This window comes from Candidatus Sulfotelmatobacter sp. (genome assembly GCA_035498555.1).
Lineage (GTDB): Bacteria > Eisenbacteria > RBG-16-71-46 > RBG-16-71-46 > RBG-16-71-46 > DATKAB01.
Window position 1 is genome coordinate 15,232 of the sequence record DATKAB010000060.1, and the last position, 19,767, is coordinate 34,998.

Consider the following 19,767-nt stretch of genomic DNA (forward strand, 5'->3'; position numbering starts at 1 on the left):
GACTAGCGGTGCCCGGAAGCCGGAGTCAATACGGAAGCCGGTCCGAGAATCGCCGCGAGCGCCCCCTCGAGCGAAGCATGCCGCCAGGCGAAGCCGCTGCCGATCAGGCGAGCCGGGTGCACCCGGGCGCTCGAGAGCAGGAGCGAGTTGGCCATGCCGCTCCCGAGCGCAAGCCGGAGCGCGAACGCCGGCGCCGGGAGCCACGCCGGCCGCCGGAGCGCGCGAGCCAGCGAGCGCGCGAACTCGACCTGCCGCACGGGTTCGGGCGCGACGGCGTTGATGGGCCCGCTCAGCTCTTCACGTTCGAGCGCCCAAGCAAACGCCGAGACCAGATCGTCGAGCGCGATCCAGCTCCACCACTGCCGGCCGCTGCCGAGCGGGCCACCGAGACCGGATCGCGTGAGCCGCAGCATCGGCGGAAGCGCACCACCCTCGCGCGCGAGCACCAGGCCCTGGCGCATCCGCACCACGCGAACGCCGGCTTCGGCCGCCGGCGCGCTCGCCCGCTCCCAATCTTCGGCGACCTCGGCGAGAAAGCCCGCGCCTCTCGCACTCGACTCGTCGAGCGGCTCCTCGCCGCGATCACCGTAGTAGCCGATCGCGGACGCCGAGATCAGGGCCCGGGGCGGCGACTGCGCGCCGGCGAGAGCCTCGCACAGGAGCCGAGTGCCGAGCACCCGACTCTCGCGAATTTCGCGCCGGCGGCGATTCGTGAAGCGGCCGGCGATGCTGGCGCCGGCCAGATGAATGACCGCCTCGTGGCCTTCGAGGTCGGCGCGCTCGAGCCGGCCGCGAGCGGGATCCCAGCGGGGCCCGGGTCCAGCGCCGCGGCCGAGCGCCACCACCGTCCACCCGCGCGCCGCCAGCTCGCGGGCGAGCGCGCGGCCGATGAGGCCGCTGGCGCCGGTCATGAGAACGCGCCGGAGCGGTGGCTCGCCCGGCGCGGTCCCGATCATTTCACGCTTCCGTCCGGCCGCGGAGCGCTCAGCTCGCCTTCTTCTCCATCGAGCCCATCCACACCTTGAGCATGTCGATCGGCACCGGGAAGATGGTGGTGGAATTGTTCTCGGTGGCGATCTCGGCGAGCGTCTGCAGGTAGCGCAGCTGGAGGGCCGCCGGCTCGCGCGCGATGACCTGCGCCGCTTCGGCCAGCCGCGCCGCGGCCTGATACTCGCCCTCGGCGTTGATCACCTTGGCGCGCCGCTCGCGCTCGGCCTCGGCCTGGCGCGCGATCGCGCGCTGCATCTCCTGGGGCAGATCCACGTTCTTCACTTCGACCGTGGTCACCTTGACGCCCCACGGCTCGGTCTGCCGGTCGATCACCTGCTGCAGCGCCTGATTCTGCTTTTCGCGCTCGGAGAGCAGCTCGTCGAGCTCGGCCTGGCCGAGGATCGAGCGCAGCGTCGTCTGCGCGATCTGCGAGGTGGCGTAGAGATAGTTTTCGACCTGAACCACCGCCTGTTTGGAATCGATGACGCGGAAGTAGATCACCGCGTTCACCTTCACCGTGACGTTGTCCTTGGTGATGATGTCCTGGGGCGGCACGTCCATGGTGACGGTGCGCAATCCGACCTTGACCGCCCGATCGATGATGGGAAACAGCAGCACCAGCCCGGGTCCGCGCTCGCCCGACAGCCGGCCGAGCCGGAACACGACCAGCCGCTCGTACTCGCGTACCACTCGAATGGCGTTGGCAAGGATCACCAGCACCAAGAAGATCAGGAACAGCAACAGTCCCAGAATCGGGGTCATCCTCTCGCCTCCTGGCTCGCGGGGCGGACCCGCAGCGTGAGTTGTCTCACTTCCGTCACCACCACGTCACTCCCCGCTTCCACGGGAACGTCGGACTCAGCATTCCACAGCTCACCATGGATCTCGACCCGACCGCGCGGCGCCAGCCGCTCGAGCACTCGACCGCGCGTCCCCACCATTCCCCGCGCGCCGGTGGCGGCCGGACGCCGCTGTGCGCGAATCCCCGCTCCCACCACGAGCAGGAAGAAGCAGGCCGAGGCAATGGTCACGCCGATCACCACCGACCACGAGATCCTGGGGCCCCCCTGGAACAGGATCAGCGAGCCGAGCAGCATGGAAACCACGCCGCCGGCGGCGAGTAGTCCGTGACTCGTCACCTTGATCTCGGCGATGAAGAACACGATGCCGAGCACGATCAACGCGATGCCGGCGGCGTTGATCGGGAGCGTCGACAGCGACAGGAACGCCAGGATCAGGCAGATCCCTCCCACCACGCCGGGCAGGATGGCGCCGGGATTCTGCAGCTCGAAGATCAGCCCGTAGAAGCCGAGCATCAGCATGATGTAGGCGACGTTCGGGTCGTCGAGCAATCCCAGCAGCCGCTGGCGGAAGCCGGGCTCGATGCGATCCGATTCGAGCCCCTTCACCTCGAGGCGGTGGGTGGCGCTGCCGCGGCGCCAGGTGCGGCCGTCGGCCTTGGCCAGCAGCTCGGGGAGCGTGCTCGCGATCAGGTCCACGACATGGAGCTGGATCGCCTCGTCCTCGCTCACCGAAACCGCCTCGCGCACCGCGCGCTCGGCCCACACCGCGTTGCGCCCACGCTGCGCCGCCACGGTGCGCGCGAAGGCGGCGGCGTCGTTGGTGGCCTTGTGGGCGAGCGTCGAGTCCATGGCGCCCTGCATGCCGATCGGGGTCGCCGCGCCGATGTTGGTGCCGGGCGCCATCGCGGCGACGTCGCCGGCCATGGTGATGAAGACCCCGGCCGAGGCCGCGCGCGATCCGCCGGGCGCCACCCAGGTGAGGATGGGCACCTGGGAGGCCAGCATCTTCTTCACCATCTCGCGCATGCTCGACACCAGGCCGCCCGGGGTGTCGATCTCGACCACCAGCGCGCGATACTTCTCGCGCTCGGCGCGATCGATCGCCGAGGCGAGCGTCTCGGAGGTGATCGGCGAGATTGCGCCGTTGATGTCCACCACCAGCACGCGCGGCCGGGTCTCCGGCGCGGGCGTGATCGAACCGGTGTCGGGAGGGACCGCCGCGGGCTTCGCCGCGGCCGCGCCGTGGTGCATCGTCCTGGCGAACGCCGGGCTCGTGAGCGCCGGGCCCGCGAATGCGAGCAATGCAACCAGCGCGAGCGCGCGCAGCTTCATCGCGCCACCTCGGCGCGGCGCGCCAGCGCCTGCTTCCAGGCGTCGAGATACTTGAGCCCGCTGCCGGTGTTGTAGATCACCACCCGTTCCTCGCTCTTCACTTCACCGCTCGCGCGCAAGCGCTTCAACGCCGCCAGCGTAGCGCCTCCTTCGGGACAGGCAAAGCAGGCCTCCTCGCCCGCCAGCTCGAGCATCCCGTCCAGCATCTCCTCCTCGCTCACCGCCACCGCGGTGCCCCGGCTGTCGCGCACCGCAGCGAGAATCATGGTGTCCGCGAACGGCGCGGGAACCCGCAGCCCGCTCGCCACCGTCGCCGCGTTCTCCCACGGCCGCGCGGTGGAGGCGCCCGCTTCGAACGCTCGCACGATCGGCGCGCAACCCTGGACCTGCACCGCGATCAGCCGCGGCGCAGGCGCGGACATCCAGCCCAGTTCCTTCAGCTCGGCAAAGGCCTTCCACATCCCGACCAGCCCGGTGCCACCGCCGGTGGGATAGAAGATGACTTCCGGAGGCTTCCACCCGGTTTGCTCGGCGATCTCGTAGCCGAGCGTCTTCTTTCCCTCGAGTCGGAACGGCTCCTTGAAGGTCGCCACGTTCCACCACTCGCTGGCCGGCGCCCACTCGGCGAGCGCGCGCCCGGCGTCGGAGATGGTGCCAGGCACGAGCCGGACTTCGGCGCCATAGGCGGTCTGCTCGATCAGGAACGCCTCGGGAGTGTCGGTCGGAATGGTGATGCGGCACTTGAGGCCGGCCGCCGCAGCGTAGGCGGCTGCGGCGCTTCCGGCATTCCCGGCCGAGGGCAGCGCGATTCCCTTGAGCCCGAAGGCCAGGGCGCCGTTGACCGCGAGCGCGAGCCCGCGCGCCTTGAAGGAGTGGGTCGGGTTGGGCGATTCCTCCTTGAGCCACAGCTCGCGGACTCCCAGCTCGCGCGCGAGTCCCGGCAGAGGCAGTAGCGGCGTGCCGCCCTCCCCCAGCCGGACGGCGGCGAACTCCGGGGCGAACGGGAGCACCATGCGGTAGCGCCACAGATCCGACCCGAATCGGCCGAGGTCCTCACGCCGCACTTCGCGCCCGATCTGGGTGAGGTCGTAGCGGGCCACCAGCGGGCGCCCGCACGAGGTGCAGACGCTGCGCGGCCTGGAGAGGTCGAGGCTTGCGCCGCACTGCGAACAGTCGAGCGAGAGCAGGTGCCGCTGGAAGGCTGTGGGAGCGGAACTCATGGCCGGGACAGGATACTCGACCGGATTGCCGCCGGTCTCACCTCTCGCCGCGCGCCTCGCGCCCCCGCTGCGGGCTCTGCTCCTGCTCCAGCTCGTCGCGCAGCTTCAAGTAAGACTCGAAGCGCCGCCTCGAAATGCCTCCCGACTCGACTGCGGCGCGCAGGGCACAGCCCGGCTCGCGCAGGTGCGAGCAGTCCGAGAACCGGCAGGCGCCGAGGAAGGGACGGAATTCGGCGTAGGCCTGCTCGAGTTCGCGTGGGCCGATTCCCCACAGGCCGAATGCGCGCACTCCCGGGGTGTCGATCAATTCGAGATCGGGCGCGGGGCGCAACAGCCAGGCGGCGGTCGTGGTGTGGCGCCCCTTGCCGGTCTTGGGATTGACGCGCCCCTCGATCAGGTCGATGCCGGGCGCGAGCGCATTCAGGAGCGTGCTCTTCCCCACTCCGGAATGCCCGACCATCAGGCTGCGCCTCGACTGACACGAGTGGCGGAGCTCCTCCACGCCCTCACCGGATCTCGCGCACAGCACGTGCACCGGATAGCCGGCGGCGCGGTAGGCCACCGCGACGTCTTCGGCGACGCCGGCTTCGGCGAGGTCCGCCTTGTTGAGGGCGACGCGTGCCGGGATCCCCGAATGCTCGGCCTGCGCCAGCACGCGATCGGCGAGGCCGGCCTTGAACTCCGGATGCGCCAGCGAGGCCACCAGCACCACCTGATCAAGATTGGCGGCCAGCACTTGTTCGGCCGGCTCATTGCCCGCGGCGCGGCGGGAGAACTGGTTCCGGCGCGGCGCCACGTTCTCCACCACCCGCCGGCCAGCTTCTTCCTCGATCCAGACTCGATCCCCGACCACCACGGTGTTGCCGAGCGCCTTCTTGGGCCCCATCACCCGCCCGCGCACCGTGGCCTCGATCAGCTCGCCATCGGGGTCGAGCACCACGCAGCTGCCGAAGTCCACGCGCACCACCAGCGCGTCATGGAGCGGGAGCGCCGAGGTCAGCCGAGGCCCCCGGCCCGGCTCTGCGGAAGGGTCACCGTGAAGCACGCGCCCTGACCGGGCGGGCTGGTGGCCACGATGCGCCCGCCGTGATTGGTAATGATGCGATACGAGGTCGAGAGCCCGAACCCATGGCCCTCGGCCTTGGTGGTGAAGTGGGGTTCGAAGATGCGGGCCAGATTGGAGGGCGCGATGCCGCTGCCGGTATCGGTGACCACCAGCTTCACCTGGCGCGTGCGTTCGTCCCACGAGCTGGTGACGGCGATGATCCTGTCGCCGATGGTCTTCTCCTTCATGGCGTCGGCGGCGTTCATGAACAGGTTGAGCAGCACCTGCTGGAGCTGGCCGGGATCGGCGCGCAGCTCGGGCGACGGCTCGCTGAGCCGGATGTCCCACTCCACCCCGTCGAAGCGATTCTGGGCGCGAACGAACTCGATCGAGCGCTGCACCAGCGCGTTCACCTCGACGCGCTCGATGTGGAGCTCGGCCGCCGAGAAATCCATCAGCCCTTTGGACAGACCCTCCATACGCTTGGACTGCTCGAGAATGATCTGGGCATTGCGGGCGACGTCGTCGAACCTCTGGCGCTCGGCGTCGCGCGCCAGCATCTGGGCGCGCCCGCTGATCGCGACCAGCTGGTTGCGCAGCTCGTGTCCGATCTCGGCCGCCATTTCGCCCTTCGCGGCCATGCGCTCGGTGTGGATCAGCTGCTGTTGCGTGGAGCGCAGCTCGAGGTGCCGGCGCGCCGACTCGTGGAGCATCTGCAGCGGCACGTAGAACAGCACGACGCCGATGTAGCGGATCGCCTCGTACGAGATCACCATCAGGGGGCTCAAGAGGAACGCCGCTGCATCTTCGAGCAGGCGCTCGGGGTAGAACCAGTCCTCGCGCAGCGTCCGCAGGTAGGGACGCTCGCTCGACCATGCCACCGCGACACCCACCAGCGCGCGATTGACCAGCAGGTAGGCCACGAACAACCCGGCGAACGCGGGCGCGAGGCGAAACGCCAGCGCCTCGGTTCCCAACTGGAGCTGCTGGCCTTCGATGCCGGTACGCATCCCACCCAACCACCCGAACACCGCGCTCGCGAACCACATGGTGATGGTGATCTGACCGGCGTTGAAGATCGCGCGCACGAACGGCTTTCGCTGCACGAATACCACGGCGAACAGGGTGCTGATCGCGGCGATCCACATCGCCGGCGCCTGGCCCCACAGCGCGGCGGTGGTGAGGTTGGCGGTCGAAGCCATGCTGACGGTGCCGCTCTTCGAGATCGTGGCGAGCCACATGGTTTCAGACAGCACCGAGATCACGGCCCAGGCCACGTAGTGCGGCCACCGCTCCTCGAGCCGCTCGGGCACGCACAGGATCAACAGCAGTCCGGCGGCGATCGCCACCACGCTGACGTACAGGCGCAGCTTGAGGCTCATGCGCCCGCTCGGGCGGGTTCGACGCCGAGTCCGGGCCGATCGCTCAGCACGATGCGACCCAGCTCGCGCGGCGCGCCGCGGAATGGATCGTGGCGAAGCAGCCAGTGGCCGTCGAGATCGAGGTAGTCGGCGAGCGGCGCGACCTGCGCGGCCGCCGAGAGCGCCAGGCTGGTCTCGACCATCGAACCCAGCAGGATCTTGAGTCCCAGCGCGCGCGCCGCGTGGATCATGCGCAACATCTCGCGAATCCCGCCGGTCTTCATGATCTTGAGGTTGACGCCGTCGGCCCGACCGTGCAGCAGCCCCAGATCGAGCAGGGTGTGGCAGCTCTCGTCGGCGAACACCGGGATACCCGAGCGCTCGCGCACCCAGCGCAGGCCGTCGAGATCCTCGCGCGGGACGGGCTGCTCGACCAGCTCGATGCCGAGCGGCTCGATCTGGCGGAGCACGCGCACCGCCTCGGCCGGACTCCACGCGGTGTTGGCGTCCACTTGCAGCACGCCCTGATAGCGCGCGCGGATCCGCTTGAGATTGTCGACGTCGCCGAGCCCGCCGAGCTTCACCTTGATGCGCGGGAAATCCAGCACGGTCTCGAGCTTCTTCTCCATCTCATCGGGGCTCGCCATGCCGAGCGTGACGCACGACACCGGCGTGGTGCGGGCGTCAAGGCCGAGCAGCCGCCAGACGGGCAGGCCGAGCTTCTTCCCGATCCAGTCGTGCAGGGCCATGTCGATCGCCGCGTGCGCCGCGGCGTTGCCGCGCAGCACACCCGCCAGCCGCCGCTCGATCGCTTCGAGCGCGAACGGATCCTCGCCGAGATGCGGCGCCCATGCTTCGAGCGCAGCCGTGACCAGCTCGCGAGTCTCGCCGTAGTAGTGGGACGGAGAGGCCTCGCCGATGCCTTCGATCCCGTCGTGCTCGATCCGCACCAGCGTGTTGTCATGGTGAGTGCGAGCGCCCACCGCGATGCGGAACTCGAAGGTGGTCTGGACGTCCAGCGGCTCATGCCGAAGTCGCACGTCGCCTCCTCGACTCGAGGGCCGCGATCAACGCCTGGGCCAGCGCCTCGGCACCAAAGCGCACCGGATCCGTCGCCGGCAGCCCGGTCTCGGCCGCCGCCGCCGCGCACGCGGCGCGCGCCGCCGGCTCGGCGAGCGCGGCGGTATGGAGCGCCACGCCGAGTGCGCGCGCCGGGTGAACCCAGGCGGCGGCGCTTTCGTACACGCGCACCAACGCCGGAAGCGACGCCACCGGGCGAGGCGCATCCCCGGGCCGGCCGTAGTGGATCAGCGCGTGGTCGGATTGATGGCAGAGAATCAACGCCGATGGGCAAGCGCCGTGGAGCAGACTCAGAGTCACCCCCGAGTAGCCGGGGTGGTGGAGCGCGCCCTGGCCCTCGACCAGCACGATGTCGGCGTCGCGCGCCGCTTCGAGCACCAGCTTCTCGACCGTCCCGGCCACGAAGTCGGCGGGGATCGCGTCGATCGCGGCGCCCTGGTCGGCGACGAAGATTCCGGTCTGGCCGGTGGCGACGAACGCCGCGCGCACGCCTCGAGCCTCGAGCGCGGCGCGGATCTCGAGCGCCGCGGTCATCTTGCCGACGTTGCAATCGCTGCCGACGGTGAGCGCGACCAGCGCGTCGAGGCCGGCCGCGCGCGCCGCCGCCACCGGCTTTCCGGCGGGCGGGCGGCGTACGTCGTGGATGGCGGCGCCGCTCGCCCGCGCGCGCTCGCGGAATTCGGGATCGTCTCCGAGAAACGCATGCAGTCCCGACAGCACGTCCCAGCGACGCGACAGCGCGTCGTTCACCAGCGCGCGCCAGGCGGGTGGAAGCTCGCCCCCCTGCGGAGCGATCCCGATCAGGATCGAATCCGCGCCGCGCGCCGCGGCCGCGTCGAGTTCGGCGAGCACCGGCACTCCGCCGCCCACCCCCACGCAATCCGCGGCGGTGCGCCCCGCGTGCGTCGAGTCGAGCACGGCCACGACCTCCTCTGGCCGGTAGCGCAGCACGCCGACCGCGGTCTTCGCCTCTCCCGGCGCGAAGTGACCTTCCGCGAGCAGCACCAGCCGGCGTTTCCTGCCCAGCATCGTCAGCGGAACGACTCGTAGACCTGGATGTACCGACCCACCATCTCGTCGATGTTGAAACGCTCCCGCGCCACCCGTCTACCGGCGCGGCCCATCTGGCGCCGCAGCGACGCGTTCTCCAGCAGGCGCAGCACCGAGCTGACGAACCCCGCGGTGTGGCCCGAGTCGTGGAGATACCCGGTGACGCCGTGGTCGATCACCTCGGGCAGCCCGCCCGCGTTGGACGCCACCACCGGCACCTCCGCACTCATCGCCTCGAGCGCCACCAGCCCGAAGCTCTCGGAGGAACTCGGTAGGAGAAAGACATCGGCAAGCGGAAGGAGTTCCTCCATGCAATCCTGATTTCCGAGAAACAGGACGTCGCGCTCCACCCGCAGCTCTCGCGCCAGCTGCTCCGCACCGGCCTTTTCCGGCCCGTCTCCGACCATCACGAGCTTGGAAGGAATCCGCCGGCGCACCTCGGCGAAGATGTGAATCACCTGCGGGATGTTCTTGACCGGACGGAAGTTCGAGACGTGCATCAGCACCCGCGACTCGGGTGGCGCCAGCCGCAGCCCCGAGCGGCGGCGCGGCGCGAACACCGCCGGATCCACGAAGTTGTAGATCACTTCGATCGGCCGCGTGATCCCGAAGGTCTCCTCGGCCCGGTCCTTGAGGAAGCGGCTCACCGCCGTCACCCGATCACTGTTCTGGATGCTGAACTGGGTGACCCGGAAGTAGGCTGGCTCCACGCCCACCACCGTGATGTCGGTGCCGTGCAGCGTGGTCATCACCCCGAGCTGCTTCGGCAGCAGCAGCTGGCGCGCCAGATAGGCGCTGGTAGCGAACGGCATCGCGTAGTGGACATGGATCAGGTCGAGCTTGTAGTGCTCGGCCACCTCCACGATCTTGGTGGTGAGCGCGAGATTGGCCGGAGTCTGATCGAACACCGGGTACTCGGCCGGCATCGCCTCGTGGAAGAACACGTTGGATTCGAAGGCGCGCAGTCGGAACGGCAGTCGATGCGCGATGAAGTGGATCTCGCAGCCGCGGCGCGCCAGCGCCATGCCCAGCTCGGTCGCCACCACGCCGCTTCCACCGAAGTGCGAATAGCAGACGATGCCGATGCGCAGCTTCGGATGCACCGCGCCGGCGAGGCGCGGCGCGGGCTTGCCGCGTCGGCGCGGACTCGCATCGGCACCGGCCGCGCGCGATCGCGTGACCCGCCGTCCCGCGCTCATGACTCGTCCCCCGCCCCGATCAACAAGCGCGCGTCGTGAACCCCGAGCGGGGCGCGCGTGCGGTAGCCTTCGCCGTGGCGCGCGCCGATCGCCGCGCCCATCACGCGAGCGCGCGCCTCGATCTCGTCGAGGAAGCCGGGCTGCGTCAGGTAGGTGGTCGGCCCGCGGTCGGGGTCGAGCTGGCTCCGGTGCTCCCTCAGCGCCCGCATGCGCTTCTCCCAGACTTCGCTGACATCGACGATGAGATGCGGCCGCACGCTGCTCCGATACAACGCGAACAGCAGGCGCGATGGCCGATGGCGCTCGCCGGGCGCCGCGAAACGGACCAGACCCGACAGGTAGCAGGCGCGCGCCACGAGATGCGAGGCCTCGACGTGATCGGGATGCGCGTCATCGGCGGAAGGCGCCACCACCAGTCGCGGGCGATGGGTGCGCAGCGCGGTCACGACTTCGATGAGCTGGGCGCGCAAGTGGCGATCGAGCCCGGTGTCGGGCAGCTCGAGATTCTCGCGAACGGTGACCCCCAGCACCCGCGCGGCGTTGCGCGCCTCGACCGCGCGCTCTTCGACGGTGCCGCGGCTCGCGGCCTCGCCCCGCGTCAGGTCCACGATGCCGACCGCGTGGCCATGGGCGGCCAGCCGCGCCGCCAACCCGGCGGAGGTCAGCTCGACGTCGTCGGGATGGGCGCCGAAGAACAGCGCGTCGAGCGCCATCACAGCTCCAGCACGGCGTGCTCGAGCACGCCTTCGGCGAGCCGGCGCGCGTGCTCGGCGGCCAGCTCCTTCAACTCGTCGGCCACCGCGCGCCCGCGATACGCGACCACCTCCAGCGAGGCGAGGCGGCGCTCCTGAAGCTTGTCGCCGGGCAACAGGTAGTAGCGAAGGCGCAGCCATTCGGGATGCTGGCGCTCGAGCTTGTGGCGCACCTTGCCGGTCAGCCCCTCGAGCAGCCGCTGGAACTGGAAGTCGACCTTGCCGCGCGCCGATTCCACCATCTGCGGCAAACTGGGATCCAGCGAACGCGCGGCGTCGGCGAATTCGGCGAGCCCCTCGAGGGTGGCGCGGTGGGCACGCTCGAGCGCCGCTCGCGGGCCCGCCGGCACCTCGCGCTCGGCGAACCCGCGCAGCACACCGTCCGCGTCCGCCACCACCGCGAACGGATCGGCGCCCGCCTGCTCGAGCAGCTCGATCGCGGCCGGCGGCATCCAGGTCGCCGACAGCCGCGGCACCGGACAGGCCGGGACCACCTCGAGCGCCTCGAAGGCCTCGCGGAGCTGCGCCAGATAGGCGAGCTCGCCCGGTCCACACGCCATCGCCACCGTCGGCAGCACGGCGTCTTGCACCTCGGGCCTCAGGGCGACACTTGGACTCAGAGTCATCCGGTGCCGGCTGGAATCCGCGAGCGCCTCGTTCAGGTCGCACTTCCGGCGCACGCCGTTCTCGATCGCGAATACGAACGAATCGAGGGCGCTGTCGGCGAGCGCGCGATGAGCGCCACGGCGTTCGAGCTCGTCGCCGGCCGCGCGCACGCGTGCGCCGATCGTGTCGGCTCGCGCGAGATAGCGATCGATCACCGGGCGCGCCGCCTCGCGGAACGCAGCCAGGCGCGGGTCCACCACCACCAGGCCGTCGCCGGCGAACAACTGCAGCATCAGCGCGCCGTGTGCCTCGCCGAAGTCGCGAGCGCCCTGACGGGCCGCGGCCAGCAGCCCTCCGGTCTCGGCGACGTGCGGCAGCCCCGCCCACACCCTCATCGCCTCGGTCTCGAGCGCGCGGAGCGAATCGAGCCCGATGTGACCCACCAGCCCGCCCTCGACGCGGGCCTCGTCGGGCAGCGCCAGCTCGCGCAGGGTCAGCCCGGAATCCGCGAGCGAGGCGCCGCGGATCTCGGCGAAATCGGAATCCTCGCCGTGCATCCAGAACACCGGCACGCAGGGAACGCCCGTGCGCCGCTCGACTTCGATGGCGAGCCCCAGCGTCGCCGCGGTCTTGTGCAGCGAGTACAGCGGACCCCCGAGTGGCGCGGGCTGCTGGCCGGCGATCGCCGCCACGGCCTCTCCGCGCGCCAGCCGGTCGAGATTGGCGAGGGTGGCGCCGGAAGCACCCAGACGGCGATGCAGCTCGAGCAGCTCGCGCGCCAGCGCCGCCGGCAGCGGACCGCGCTTGCGTTCGGCCAGCTGGCGCAGCGCGCCGGTGTTGGACCACAGAGTCGCGAATCGTTGCACCGCGAGCGCCCCGCCCCGCGCGATCTGATCCGCGAGCGGATCGTAAAGTCGGTCCCAAGGCGGCTCGATCGAGGCCGGAACCCGGGCGCGAACGGTGAGCGTGCGCGTGCTCATCCGGCCAACGGCGGACACGAGGGGCGCAAAGCGGACCGGCGAAGGGCAACCTCGAGGCAACGGAGCATCGGAGGCGGCATCTTAGGCTCTGTTCGAGAATGCCGCACGGGCCCGGACGGGAATGACCGTCCGCGCTTCATTGCCAGTCGTCGACAGCCGAGCCACCGCCAGTCTCCTCCTCGCGCTTTGCCCCGCCAGTCATTCCCGCTCGGCGTGCTCGCGGGGCATTCTCAGCCAGAGCCTAGCCCGAAGCGCTCGCCAGCCGCCACCGCGCCCGCCGGCACCCCGGGCGCCGCGACTCGGCGCCGGATCGCCCGCATCCTTGACGCTCTCCTCGCGCTTCCGACAATATCGCCCGCCCGCCATGGATCCCAATGGCCTGATGCCCGATGACGTGCGACGCTCGGCGCTGCACGCGTTGTGGACCTTTCCTTCGATCCTGGCCAGCGCCTTCGTGGTGGCCTGGGGCGCGGAGGCGGCCCAGTTCTTCGTCTCGCAGGGCCTGGCGCTGGCGCTGCTCGCCTGGGTTCAAGTGCTTCCGGAATTCGCCGTCGAGGCGGTGATTGCCTGGCACCGCGACATTCCGCTCATGACCGCGAATTTCACCGGCGCGCTGCGGCTGTTGACCGGGCTCGGCTGGCCGACGATCTGGCTGGTGTCGGCGTTCACCCGGCGCAGCCACGGCGAGCGCTTCTGGGACCCGATCCGGCTCGACGAGGAGCATGCGGCCGAAGTGGTCGGACTCGCCCCGGCGTTGCTCTATTTCGTCTGGATCATCGCGCGCGGATCCATCGGACTGGCGGACGCGGCGGTCTTGATCGGACTCTACGCATCGTATCTCGTGTTCCTGAATCGCCTGCCGTCGCGCGAACGCGAGGCGCTGGACGACGCCGAGGCTCCGGTGCGCGCCGTGATGTCGCTGCCTTCACGGCTGCGCGCGGTCACGATCGTCGCCCTGTTCCTGGCCGGCGGCGGCGCCCTCTACCTGGTGGCGCATCCGTTCCTCGAGAGCACGCTGGCGCTGGCGACGGTGCTGGGCGTTTCGCAGTTCGTGTTCGTGCAGTGGGTCGCCCCCTTCCTCTCCGAGTTTCCGGAGTTCGTCACCACCACCTACTGGGCGCGCTCCCACGGCAAGGGCGGCATGGCGCTGATGAACATGGCCAGCTCCAACATCAATCAATGGACGGTGCTGGCGGCGATGATCCCGATCGTCTATTCGCTGTCGCTGGGGGCTCCTTCGTCGGTGCCGCTCGAGGAGCACCGCGTCGAGCTGTGGCTGACGCTGCTCCAGGGGACGCTCGGGCTCGTGATCCTCTGCAACTTCACCTTCGAGGCCTACGAGGCCCTCGGTCTCCTCGCCGCCTGGGTCGCGCAATTCCTGCGCCCGGACTGGCGCGAGGAGATGGTGGCCGTGTACGCGATCTGGCTCGCCGTCGAGCTGGTCAGCACCCTGTGGCGGCCGGGGCGGCTGCGGGCCTTCCAGGTGTTTCCGCAGCTCTGGAATCAGGCCGCGCGCCCGAGGGCCTGAACCCCGGGATCAGCGCGGCGCAATCCGCCGCCGCAACGCGGCGCCAATCTCGGCCAGCGCTCCCAGCTCTTCGACCTTGAGCAGGCGCAGGAACGCGTAACCCGCCCCGACCAGGATCAGGGCGCCGGCGGCGACCGTCAGCCCCGAGCCGGTCCAACCGTGGTGCCAGCGCCGGCCGAGCAGCACGAGCATGCCGCCCGCCAGCGCCGCGATGCCGAGCGAAGCGAGCGCGACGCGCAGCAGCGTGCCGAGGATCCGCCGGCCTTCGAGCGGCCCGATCCGGTTCCGCAGGTAGAACGCGAGCTGCACGAGGTTGCCGATCGAGGTCACCGAGGTGGCGAGCGCGAGGCCCATGTGGCCCAACCCGAGCCCGCGCCACGGGCCGATGAAGAGCAGGTTGAGCCCGAGGTTGATGGCGACCGCGACGAAGCTGGCCTGCACCGGCACCCGCGTCTCGCCCAGAGCGTAGAAGGTGCGCGTGAACACCCCGACCGCGGCGAAGGCCGGCAGCCCGATGCAGTACATGCGGAGCGCGCCGGCGGTACGCAGCGTGTCGCGGGCGTGGAAGCGGCCGTGTTCGAACAGCAGCGCGATCACCGGCTCGGCCATCACCGCCAGCCACACCGCGGCCGGCACCGTCAGCAGGAACAGCAGGCGAACCGTCGACGACAGCGTGCGCTTCAGGCCCGGCATGTCCTGACGCACCGCGGCGCGCGACAGATCGGTCATGCTCACGGTGGCGAGCGCGACGCCGAACACCCCGATCGGCAGCTGCATCAACCGGAACGCATAGTAGAGCCACGAGACGCTGCCCTGCTCGAGATGGGTGGCGATGATGGTGCTGACCATCTGATTGAGCTGGGTTGCCGACAGGCCCACCATTGCCGGCACCATCAGCGACGCCATCCGTTGGACCCCGGGGTCGCGGCGCGGCCACTCGGGGCGCAGCCGGAAGCCGAGCGCGTGCAGCGAAGGAATCTGCCAGCCGAACTGGAGCGCCCCGCCGATCAGCACCCCCACGGCCATGCCGAGGATGGCGGGTTGCCCGAGCGCGGTCGCGATCGGGATGCAGGCGAGCCCCCCCAGCACCATGCCGACGTTGAGCAGCGTGGGCGCGAACGCCGGAACTCCGAAGCGCCCGCGCGCGTTCAACATGCCCATCGCCACCGCGGCCAGGGCGACGATCGGGAGAAACGGCAGCATCACGCGGGTGAGCAGCACGGTCAGCTCGAGCTTGCCCGGGATCTTCTCGAACCCGCCCGCGAACAGCCGCACCAGCGGCGTGGCGAAGACGCCGGCCAGCAGGCAGATCGTCCCGAGCACCGCCGCCAGCCACGCCATCACCTGGCGGCCCAGCGCCCAGGAGGCCTGATCGCCGCGGTTCAGGTGCGCTTCGGTGAAGGTCGGCACGAATGCCGAGGACATCGCGCCCTCGGCGAACAGATCGCGCAACAGGTTGGGGATACGGAACGCGACGTTGAATGCATCCGTCGCGAACCCGGCTCCGAACAACGAGGCCATCACCTGATCACGGATCAAACCCGCCACGCGCGACAGCAGCGTGGCCGCGCCGACCACGCCGGCGCTACGCGCGACCCGCGCTTCTTCGCTGCCGGTCGTTGTCATGTGCGGGACCGCATGCTAGCGTGCCGCGCCATGGTTTCCCCGGTGACGCCGATTCAGGCGGCAGTGCTCGGTGTGGTGCAGGGCCTCACCGAATTCCTTCCGGTTTCGAGCAGCGCGCATCTCTACGTGGTTCCCACCCTGCTTGGCTGGCCGTACGCGGGCGTGGCGTTCGACGTGGCGCTTCACTGGGGCACTCTGTTCGCGCTGCTGGTGGCGTTCGCCGGCGACTGGTGGCGGCTGGTGACCGGGTTGTTCGCGCGGAATACGCCGCGCCAGCGGGAGTCCTTCGATCTGCTCGCCAAGCTGGCGGCGGCCAGCGTGCCGGGCGCGGTGGCCGGATACCTGCTGCAGGATCTCGCCGAGACCCGGCTTCGAGCGCTTCCGATCCAGGCGGTGATGCTGCTGGTGTTCGGCGCGCTGCTGTGGGCGGTGGATCGCTTCGCGCCGCCCGGCCGGCGCGAGGAATCGCCCGGCTGGCTTGCCAGCATCGGCGTGGGCTTCGCGCAGGCGCTGGCGCTGGTGCCGGGAGTGTCGCGCTCCGGGATCACCATGACCGCCGGACGCGCGGTGGGCATGGACCGCGTCTCATCGGCGCGCTTCTCGTTCCTGCTCGCGACGCCGATTACCTTCGGCGCCGGGCTGCTCGAGCTGCGCCACGTGCCGCACACCATTCCCGCTTCGACGCTGGCGATTGGAGTGCTGTTCTCGGCGGTGACGGGGCTGCTGGCCATCCGTGGCCTCCTGCGTTGGCTGAGTCGCGCCGGGTTCGGCGCGTTCTTCGTCTACCGCGCCGCGCTCGCTCTGTTCATCTTCATTCGTCTTCGGAACGCCGGCTGAGCTCTTTCGCGCGTCGCGCGATCTTGCCCGCGAAGTGGCGATTGAGACGATCGCGCAGCTGGATTCGAGCGCGATGCAGCCGCGACTTGACCGCCGCGACGCTCAGCGACAGGGCGTCGGCGACCTCGGCATTCGATTCCTCGAGCCAGTCGCGCCGGAAGAACACCACCTTCAGATCCTCGGGCAGCTGGTCCACCGCCTGCACCAGCACCTCCCACGTCTCGCGGTCCTCGAGCTGATCCTCGGGAATCTGCGACCAGTCGGCGAGCTCCATGGGCTGGAGGTCGTCGTCCCGGCTCTGCGATTGCTCGAGCGACACATGGCCTTCGCGGCGCTTCCGGTACTTCATCAGCGCGGCATTGGTGGTGATGCGGTAGAGCCAGGTCGAGAAGGTGGACTCGGCCTTGAAGTTCTTGAGCCCGCGAAACGCCGAGAGAAATGCGTCCTGGAGCGCCTCGGCCGCGTCTTCTTCGTGGCGAAGGATCTTGAACGCCAGCCGGTAGACCTTGTCGCGGTAGCGCCTCACCAGCTCGTCGAACGCGCGGGAATCGCCGCGCTGCGTGCGCACCACCAGCTGCGCGTCGGGCAGCTCGTGGTAGGCGGCCGAGGCGATCGGCGGCGGAACTCCGGCCGCGCCGTCATTCGACGACGGGTCGCGTCCCGAGTTCACGATGCCACCTGGATGGCGCGGCCCGCGGGCTTCGGCGCCGGTTCGGTGGCCTCGTGAACGACCTGGCCTTCGAGCACCGTCAGCCGCGGCCGCGCCAGGGCGAGCGCGTCGCGCTGCAAGGCATGCAGGTCGGCGTCCCACACCACCAGGTCGGCCGGTGAGCCGATCGCAATTCTTCCCAGCCGCGGCCACTGGCCGGCGGCCCGGGCCGGTCCCTCGGTGTATCCGGTGAGCGCCTGATCGAGTGTGAGGGTCTGCGCGGCGAGCCAGGGTACGCCCGGGTCGCCGGGGGCGCGGCGCGTCACCGCGGCGTGGAGCCCGAGCGAGGGATCGGGTGGCTCGACCGGCGCGTCGGCACCCAGCGCCAGCCGCGCGCCGGCCGACAGCAGAGAGCGCGCCGGGTACGCCCGATCGGTGCGATCCGGCCAGGCGCGCGCCACCAGCTCCCGGTCGGCCACGGCGTGCGAAGGCTGAAGACTCGCGATCACGCCCAGGGCCGCGAAGCGGGCCACATCCGCCTCGCGAATCAGCTGCACGTGCTCGATGCGCGGCGGAAGCGGCGGCCTGCGAATCCTCTCTCCCGCGGCTTCGATCGCGTCGAGCGCGTGGGCCACCGCACGATCGCCGATCGCGTGGATCGCGATCGCCAGCCCGGCCGAGGCGGCGCGCCCCACCAGCTCGCGCAACTCGGCCGGCCCGATCAGCTCCATGCCTCGATCCGTGCTGCCCGCGTAAGGTTCGAACACCGCCGCGGTGCGCGAGCCGAGCGTGCCGTCGGCGAACAGCTTGATCGCGCCGACGCGAAACCAGTCGTCGCCGAGTCCGCTGGCGAGTCCCAGCTCGCCAGCCGCGTCGAGTCCCGCGTGAGCGAGGTGCATGAGCACCCGCACGCGACTCCCCGCGCCGCCCGTCAGCCGCCGGGCCAGCCGATGGGCGCGCGGGCCCTCGAACGAATGGACGCCGGTGACTCCCCAGGCCAGCAGCCGCGCCGAGGCGCGGCCGAGCCGTTCCAGATCGGCCTCGTCGTCCTCGGAGGCCAGGAGCTCGGCGACCAGACGCACCGCGTGCTCGCGCAGCACGCCGGTCGGTTCGCCGTTGGAGTCGCGCTCGATCCGGCCGCCGGCCGGGTCGGGCGTCGCACGGGTGATGCCGGCGCGGCGCAGGGCCTCGCCGTTGACCCACAGCGCGTGGAAATCGTGGCTGTGCAGCAGCACCGGTCGGCGCGGCGCGGCGCGATCGAGCGCATCGCGGCGTGGCGGCACCGGCCACTCGTTCTCGTCCCAGCCCCGGCCGATCAGCGCCTCATCGCCTGGCCGGGCGGCGGCGAATCGCTCGACCCGGCGCGCCACTTCGTCACTCGATCGAGCGTCGCGCAGCGGGATCTGGTCGAGCGCGCGCGCCCACTCGAGCAAATGGATGTGGGCGTCGGTGAGCCCGGGGGTGAGTGTGGTGCCGCGCGCATCCACGACCCGCGTGCCCTCCCCGATCCAGGCGTCGAGCCCGTGCGAAGGACCGAGTGCGCGAACGCGCCCGTCGCGGACGGCGACGGCGTCGGCGCCGGGCCGCAGCGCGCCCTCGGACCACACGCGCGCGTTGCGGATCACCAGATCCGCCCGTTCAGAAGTCACCTTGCCGCCTCGACTCGATTGCTGAGCACCCCGATCCCCTCGACTTCGACCTCGATCACGTCTCCGGGAACGACCGGCGCGACGCCGGCCGGCGTCCCGGTGGCGATCACGTCGCCCGGCTCCAGGGTCATGATTCGCGAGATATGCGCGATCAGAATCGGTATGGGAAAGATGAGGTCCGAGGTGTTGCCCAGCTGGCGGCGTTCGCCGTTGACGCGGCACTCGACGCGAAGCCCCTCGGGACCCAGATCCACCGCGAGCCACGGGCCCAGAGGCGCGAAGGTATCGAAGCCTTTGGCCCTTGTCCATTGGCCGTCCTCGCGCTGGTGATTGCGCGCGCTGACGTCATTGAAGCACGTATATCCGGCGACGAAATCGAGCGCGTCACGCTCGGAAACCGCTCGGGCGCGCCGCGCGATCACCACGGCCAGCTCGGCCTCGGGATCGAGCCGCGTGACGCTCGGCGGATAGCGAATCGCCTCGCCGCTCGCGATCACGGCACTCGGCGGCTTGAGGAAGATCAGCGGCTCCCTGGGGACCTCGCCGCCTCCGGGGATCACGGTGGTGCTCTCGGCGACGTGCGCGCGATAGTTGAGTCCCACGCAGACGATCTTGGTCGGCACGGCGGGCGGCAGGAGCGTCCATGCGCCCGGCTTCAGCCGTTCGCCGGTGGCGCGGCCGTCGTTCCAGGGTTCGGCGTCGAGCAGCTCGAGATCCTCGCCGCTCGAGCGCGCGAAGCACACCCGGCCGTTGGCTCGAACGCGGAGAATTCTGCCGGGAGGAGTCGCCATGGCGCGCGATGATGGCACATCGAGGAGGCGCGCTCGAACGAGGGAGGAGGCCCCCGTCCTGTCCGTGAAGCGCTTCAGCGAGCCCGAAACGATGGCACGTCCACTTCGCTTTCATGACGCGCCGGCGCAGTATCACAGGATGAACAGGAGGCCTCGCTCCGGGGTCGGAGTCTCGATGGGAGCGTGACCTCGGGTCAAGAAAAAAATCGGAACTTCCTGTGAATTGCGCGACGTCCATGCGTCTGTTAGCTTGCGCGCCGCATGTCTCG

General features: G+C 70.3%; 17 protein-coding genes. 2 read left to right on the forward strand and 15 right to left on the reverse strand.

The genetic code is table 11. The annotated features are described in order from the left end of the window. Positions 1-2 precede the first annotated feature (2 nt). Genes VMJ70_05545 through bshC form a run of 11 tightly spaced genes read right to left on the reverse strand, consistent with a single transcriptional unit; the run spans position 3 to position 12,418 of the window. Positions 3-956 (reverse strand): TIGR01777 family oxidoreductase, encoded by a 954-nt coding sequence (locus tag VMJ70_05545; protein ID HTO90576.1) that lies wholly within the window; start codon positions 954-956, stop codon positions 3-5. A 28-nt stretch (positions 957-984) separates the two neighbouring features. After that, complete coding sequence (locus VMJ70_05550; protein HTO90577.1) at positions 985-1,752, reverse strand: slipin family protein; 768 nt, start codon at positions 1,750-1,752, stop codon at positions 985-987. Beyond that, positions 1,749-3,125, reverse strand: a complete 1,377-nt coding sequence (locus tag VMJ70_05555) for a nodulation protein NfeD (protein ID HTO90578.1) — start codon at positions 3,123-3,125, stop codon at positions 1,749-1,751. The genes VMJ70_05550 and VMJ70_05555 overlap by 4 nt, the downstream gene beginning before the upstream one ends. Next, positions 3,122-4,345: a threonine synthase gene (locus VMJ70_05560; GenBank protein HTO90579.1), complete on the reverse strand. Its 1,224-nt coding sequence runs from the start codon at positions 4,343-4,345 to the stop codon at positions 3,122-3,124. The genes VMJ70_05555 and VMJ70_05560 overlap by 4 nt, the downstream gene beginning before the upstream one ends. Before the next feature lie 37 nt (positions 4,346-4,382). Next, on the reverse strand, positions 4,383-5,390 hold the full coding sequence (gene rsgA / locus VMJ70_05565; GenBank protein HTO90580.1) for a ribosome small subunit-dependent GTPase A: 1,008 nt from the start codon (positions 5,388-5,390) through the stop codon (positions 4,383-4,385). Further along, positions 5,342-6,772 carry an ATP-binding protein gene (locus tag VMJ70_05570; protein HTO90581.1) on the reverse strand — a complete coding sequence of 477 codons (1,431 nt, stop codon included), beginning with the start codon at positions 6,770-6,772 and terminating at the stop codon, positions 5,342-5,344. Before VMJ70_05570 ends, rsgA begins: the two co-directional genes overlap by 49 nt. Continuing rightward, entirely contained in the window at positions 6,769-7,791 is a 1,023-nt protein-coding gene (locus tag VMJ70_05575) for a dipeptide epimerase (GenBank protein HTO90582.1), read from the reverse strand. The genes VMJ70_05570 and VMJ70_05575 overlap by 4 nt, the downstream gene beginning before the upstream one ends. Continuing rightward, complete coding sequence (locus VMJ70_05580; protein HTO90583.1) at positions 7,775-8,860, reverse strand: DUF1611 domain-containing protein; 1,086 nt, start codon at positions 8,858-8,860, stop codon at positions 7,775-7,777. Before VMJ70_05580 ends, VMJ70_05575 begins: the two co-directional genes overlap by 17 nt. Before the next feature lie 2 nt (positions 8,861-8,862). Further along, on the reverse strand, positions 8,863-10,080 hold the full coding sequence (bshA, locus tag VMJ70_05585) for an N-acetyl-alpha-D-glucosaminyl L-malate synthase BshA (GenBank protein ID HTO90584.1): 1,218 nt from the start codon (positions 10,078-10,080) through the stop codon (positions 8,863-8,865). Then, the gene (gene bshB1, locus VMJ70_05590; protein HTO90585.1) at positions 10,077-10,793 is read right to left on the reverse strand and encodes a bacillithiol biosynthesis deacetylase BshB1; all 717 of its coding nucleotides are present in this window, start codon (positions 10,791-10,793) and stop codon (positions 10,077-10,079) included. The genes bshA and bshB1 overlap by 4 nt, the downstream gene beginning before the upstream one ends. Next, positions 10,793-12,418, reverse strand: a complete 1,626-nt coding sequence (gene bshC, locus VMJ70_05595) for a bacillithiol biosynthesis BshC (protein HTO90586.1) — start codon at positions 12,416-12,418, stop codon at positions 10,793-10,795. Before bshC ends, bshB1 begins: the two co-directional genes overlap by 1 nt. A 322-nt stretch (positions 12,419-12,740) precedes the next feature. Here bshC and VMJ70_05600 point away from each other — a divergent pair, with 322 nt between their 5' ends. Continuing rightward, positions 12,741-13,946 (forward strand): hypothetical protein, encoded by a 1,206-nt coding sequence (locus tag VMJ70_05600; GenBank protein ID HTO90587.1) that lies wholly within the window; start codon positions 12,741-12,743, stop codon positions 13,944-13,946. Positions 13,947-13,955: 9 nt separating this feature from the next. Here VMJ70_05600 and murJ read toward each other — a convergent pair whose 3' ends face one another. Further along, a complete protein-coding gene (gene murJ / locus VMJ70_05605) occupies positions 13,956-15,572 on the reverse strand; it encodes a murein biosynthesis integral membrane protein MurJ (protein ID HTO90588.1) in 1,617 nt (538 codons plus the stop codon). A 42-nt stretch (positions 15,573-15,614) separates the two neighbouring features. Here murJ and VMJ70_05610 point away from each other — a divergent pair, with 42 nt between their 5' ends. Continuing rightward, the gene (locus tag VMJ70_05610) at positions 15,615-16,409 is read left to right on the forward strand and encodes an undecaprenyl-diphosphate phosphatase (GenBank protein ID HTO90589.1); all 795 of its coding nucleotides are present in this window, start codon (positions 15,615-15,617) and stop codon (positions 16,407-16,409) included. Here VMJ70_05610 and VMJ70_05615 read toward each other — a convergent pair. From VMJ70_05615 to VMJ70_05625, 3 genes are read right to left on the reverse strand one after another with little or no spacing between them, the layout of a single operon-like run. Further along, a complete protein-coding gene (locus VMJ70_05615) occupies positions 16,384-17,079 on the reverse strand; it encodes a sigma-70 family RNA polymerase sigma factor (GenBank protein HTO90590.1) in 696 nt (231 codons plus the stop codon). The genes VMJ70_05610 and VMJ70_05615 overlap by 26 nt on opposite strands. Continuing rightward, complete coding sequence (locus VMJ70_05620) at positions 17,076-18,707, reverse strand: amidohydrolase (protein ID HTO90591.1); 1,632 nt, start codon at positions 18,705-18,707, stop codon at positions 17,076-17,078. The genes VMJ70_05615 and VMJ70_05620 overlap by 4 nt, the downstream gene beginning before the upstream one ends. Next, positions 18,704-19,498: a fumarylacetoacetate hydrolase family protein gene (locus VMJ70_05625; protein ID HTO90592.1), complete on the reverse strand. Its 795-nt coding sequence runs from the start codon at positions 19,496-19,498 to the stop codon at positions 18,704-18,706. The genes VMJ70_05620 and VMJ70_05625 overlap by 4 nt, the downstream gene beginning before the upstream one ends. Positions 19,499-19,767: the final 269 nt, after the last annotated feature.

Excerpts from the sequence above, each read along its gene's own strand:
- VMJ70_05545 (HTO90576.1), bottom strand. The coding sequence starts at position 956 with ATGATCGGGACCGCGCCGGGCGAGCCACCGCTCCGGCGCGTTCTCATG.
- VMJ70_05550 (HTO90577.1), bottom strand. The coding sequence starts at position 1,752 with ATGACCCCGATTCTGGGACTGTTGCTGTTCCTGATCTTCTTGGTGCTG.
- VMJ70_05555 (HTO90578.1), bottom strand. The coding sequence starts at position 3,125 with ATGAAGCTGCGCGCGCTCGCGCTGGTTGCATTGCTCGCATTCGCGGGC.
- VMJ70_05560 (HTO90579.1), bottom strand. The coding sequence starts at position 4,345 with ATGAGTTCCGCTCCCACAGCCTTCCAGCGGCACCTGCTCTCGCTCGAC.
- VMJ70_05570 (HTO90581.1), bottom strand. The coding sequence starts at position 6,772 with ATGAGCCTCAAGCTGCGCCTGTACGTCAGCGTGGTGGCGATCGCCGCC.
- VMJ70_05580 (HTO90583.1), bottom strand. The coding sequence starts at position 8,860 with ATGCTGGGCAGGAAACGCCGGCTGGTGCTGCTCGCGGAAGGTCACTTC.
- bshA (HTO90584.1), bottom strand. The coding sequence starts at position 10,080 with ATGAGCGCGGGACGGCGGGTCACGCGATCGCGCGCGGCCGGTGCCGAT.
- bshB1 (HTO90585.1), bottom strand. The coding sequence starts at position 10,793 with ATGGCGCTCGACGCGCTGTTCTTCGGCGCCCATCCCGACGACGTCGAG.
- bshC (HTO90586.1), bottom strand. The coding sequence starts at position 12,418 with ATGAGCACGCGCACGCTCACCGTTCGCGCCCGGGTTCCGGCCTCGATC.
- murJ (HTO90588.1), bottom strand. The coding sequence starts at position 15,572 with ATGACAACGACCGGCAGCGAAGAAGCGCGGGTCGCGCGTAGCGCCGGC.
- VMJ70_05625 (HTO90592.1), bottom strand. The coding sequence starts at position 19,498 with ATGGCGACTCCTCCCGGCAGAATTCTCCGCGTTCGAGCCAACGGCCGG.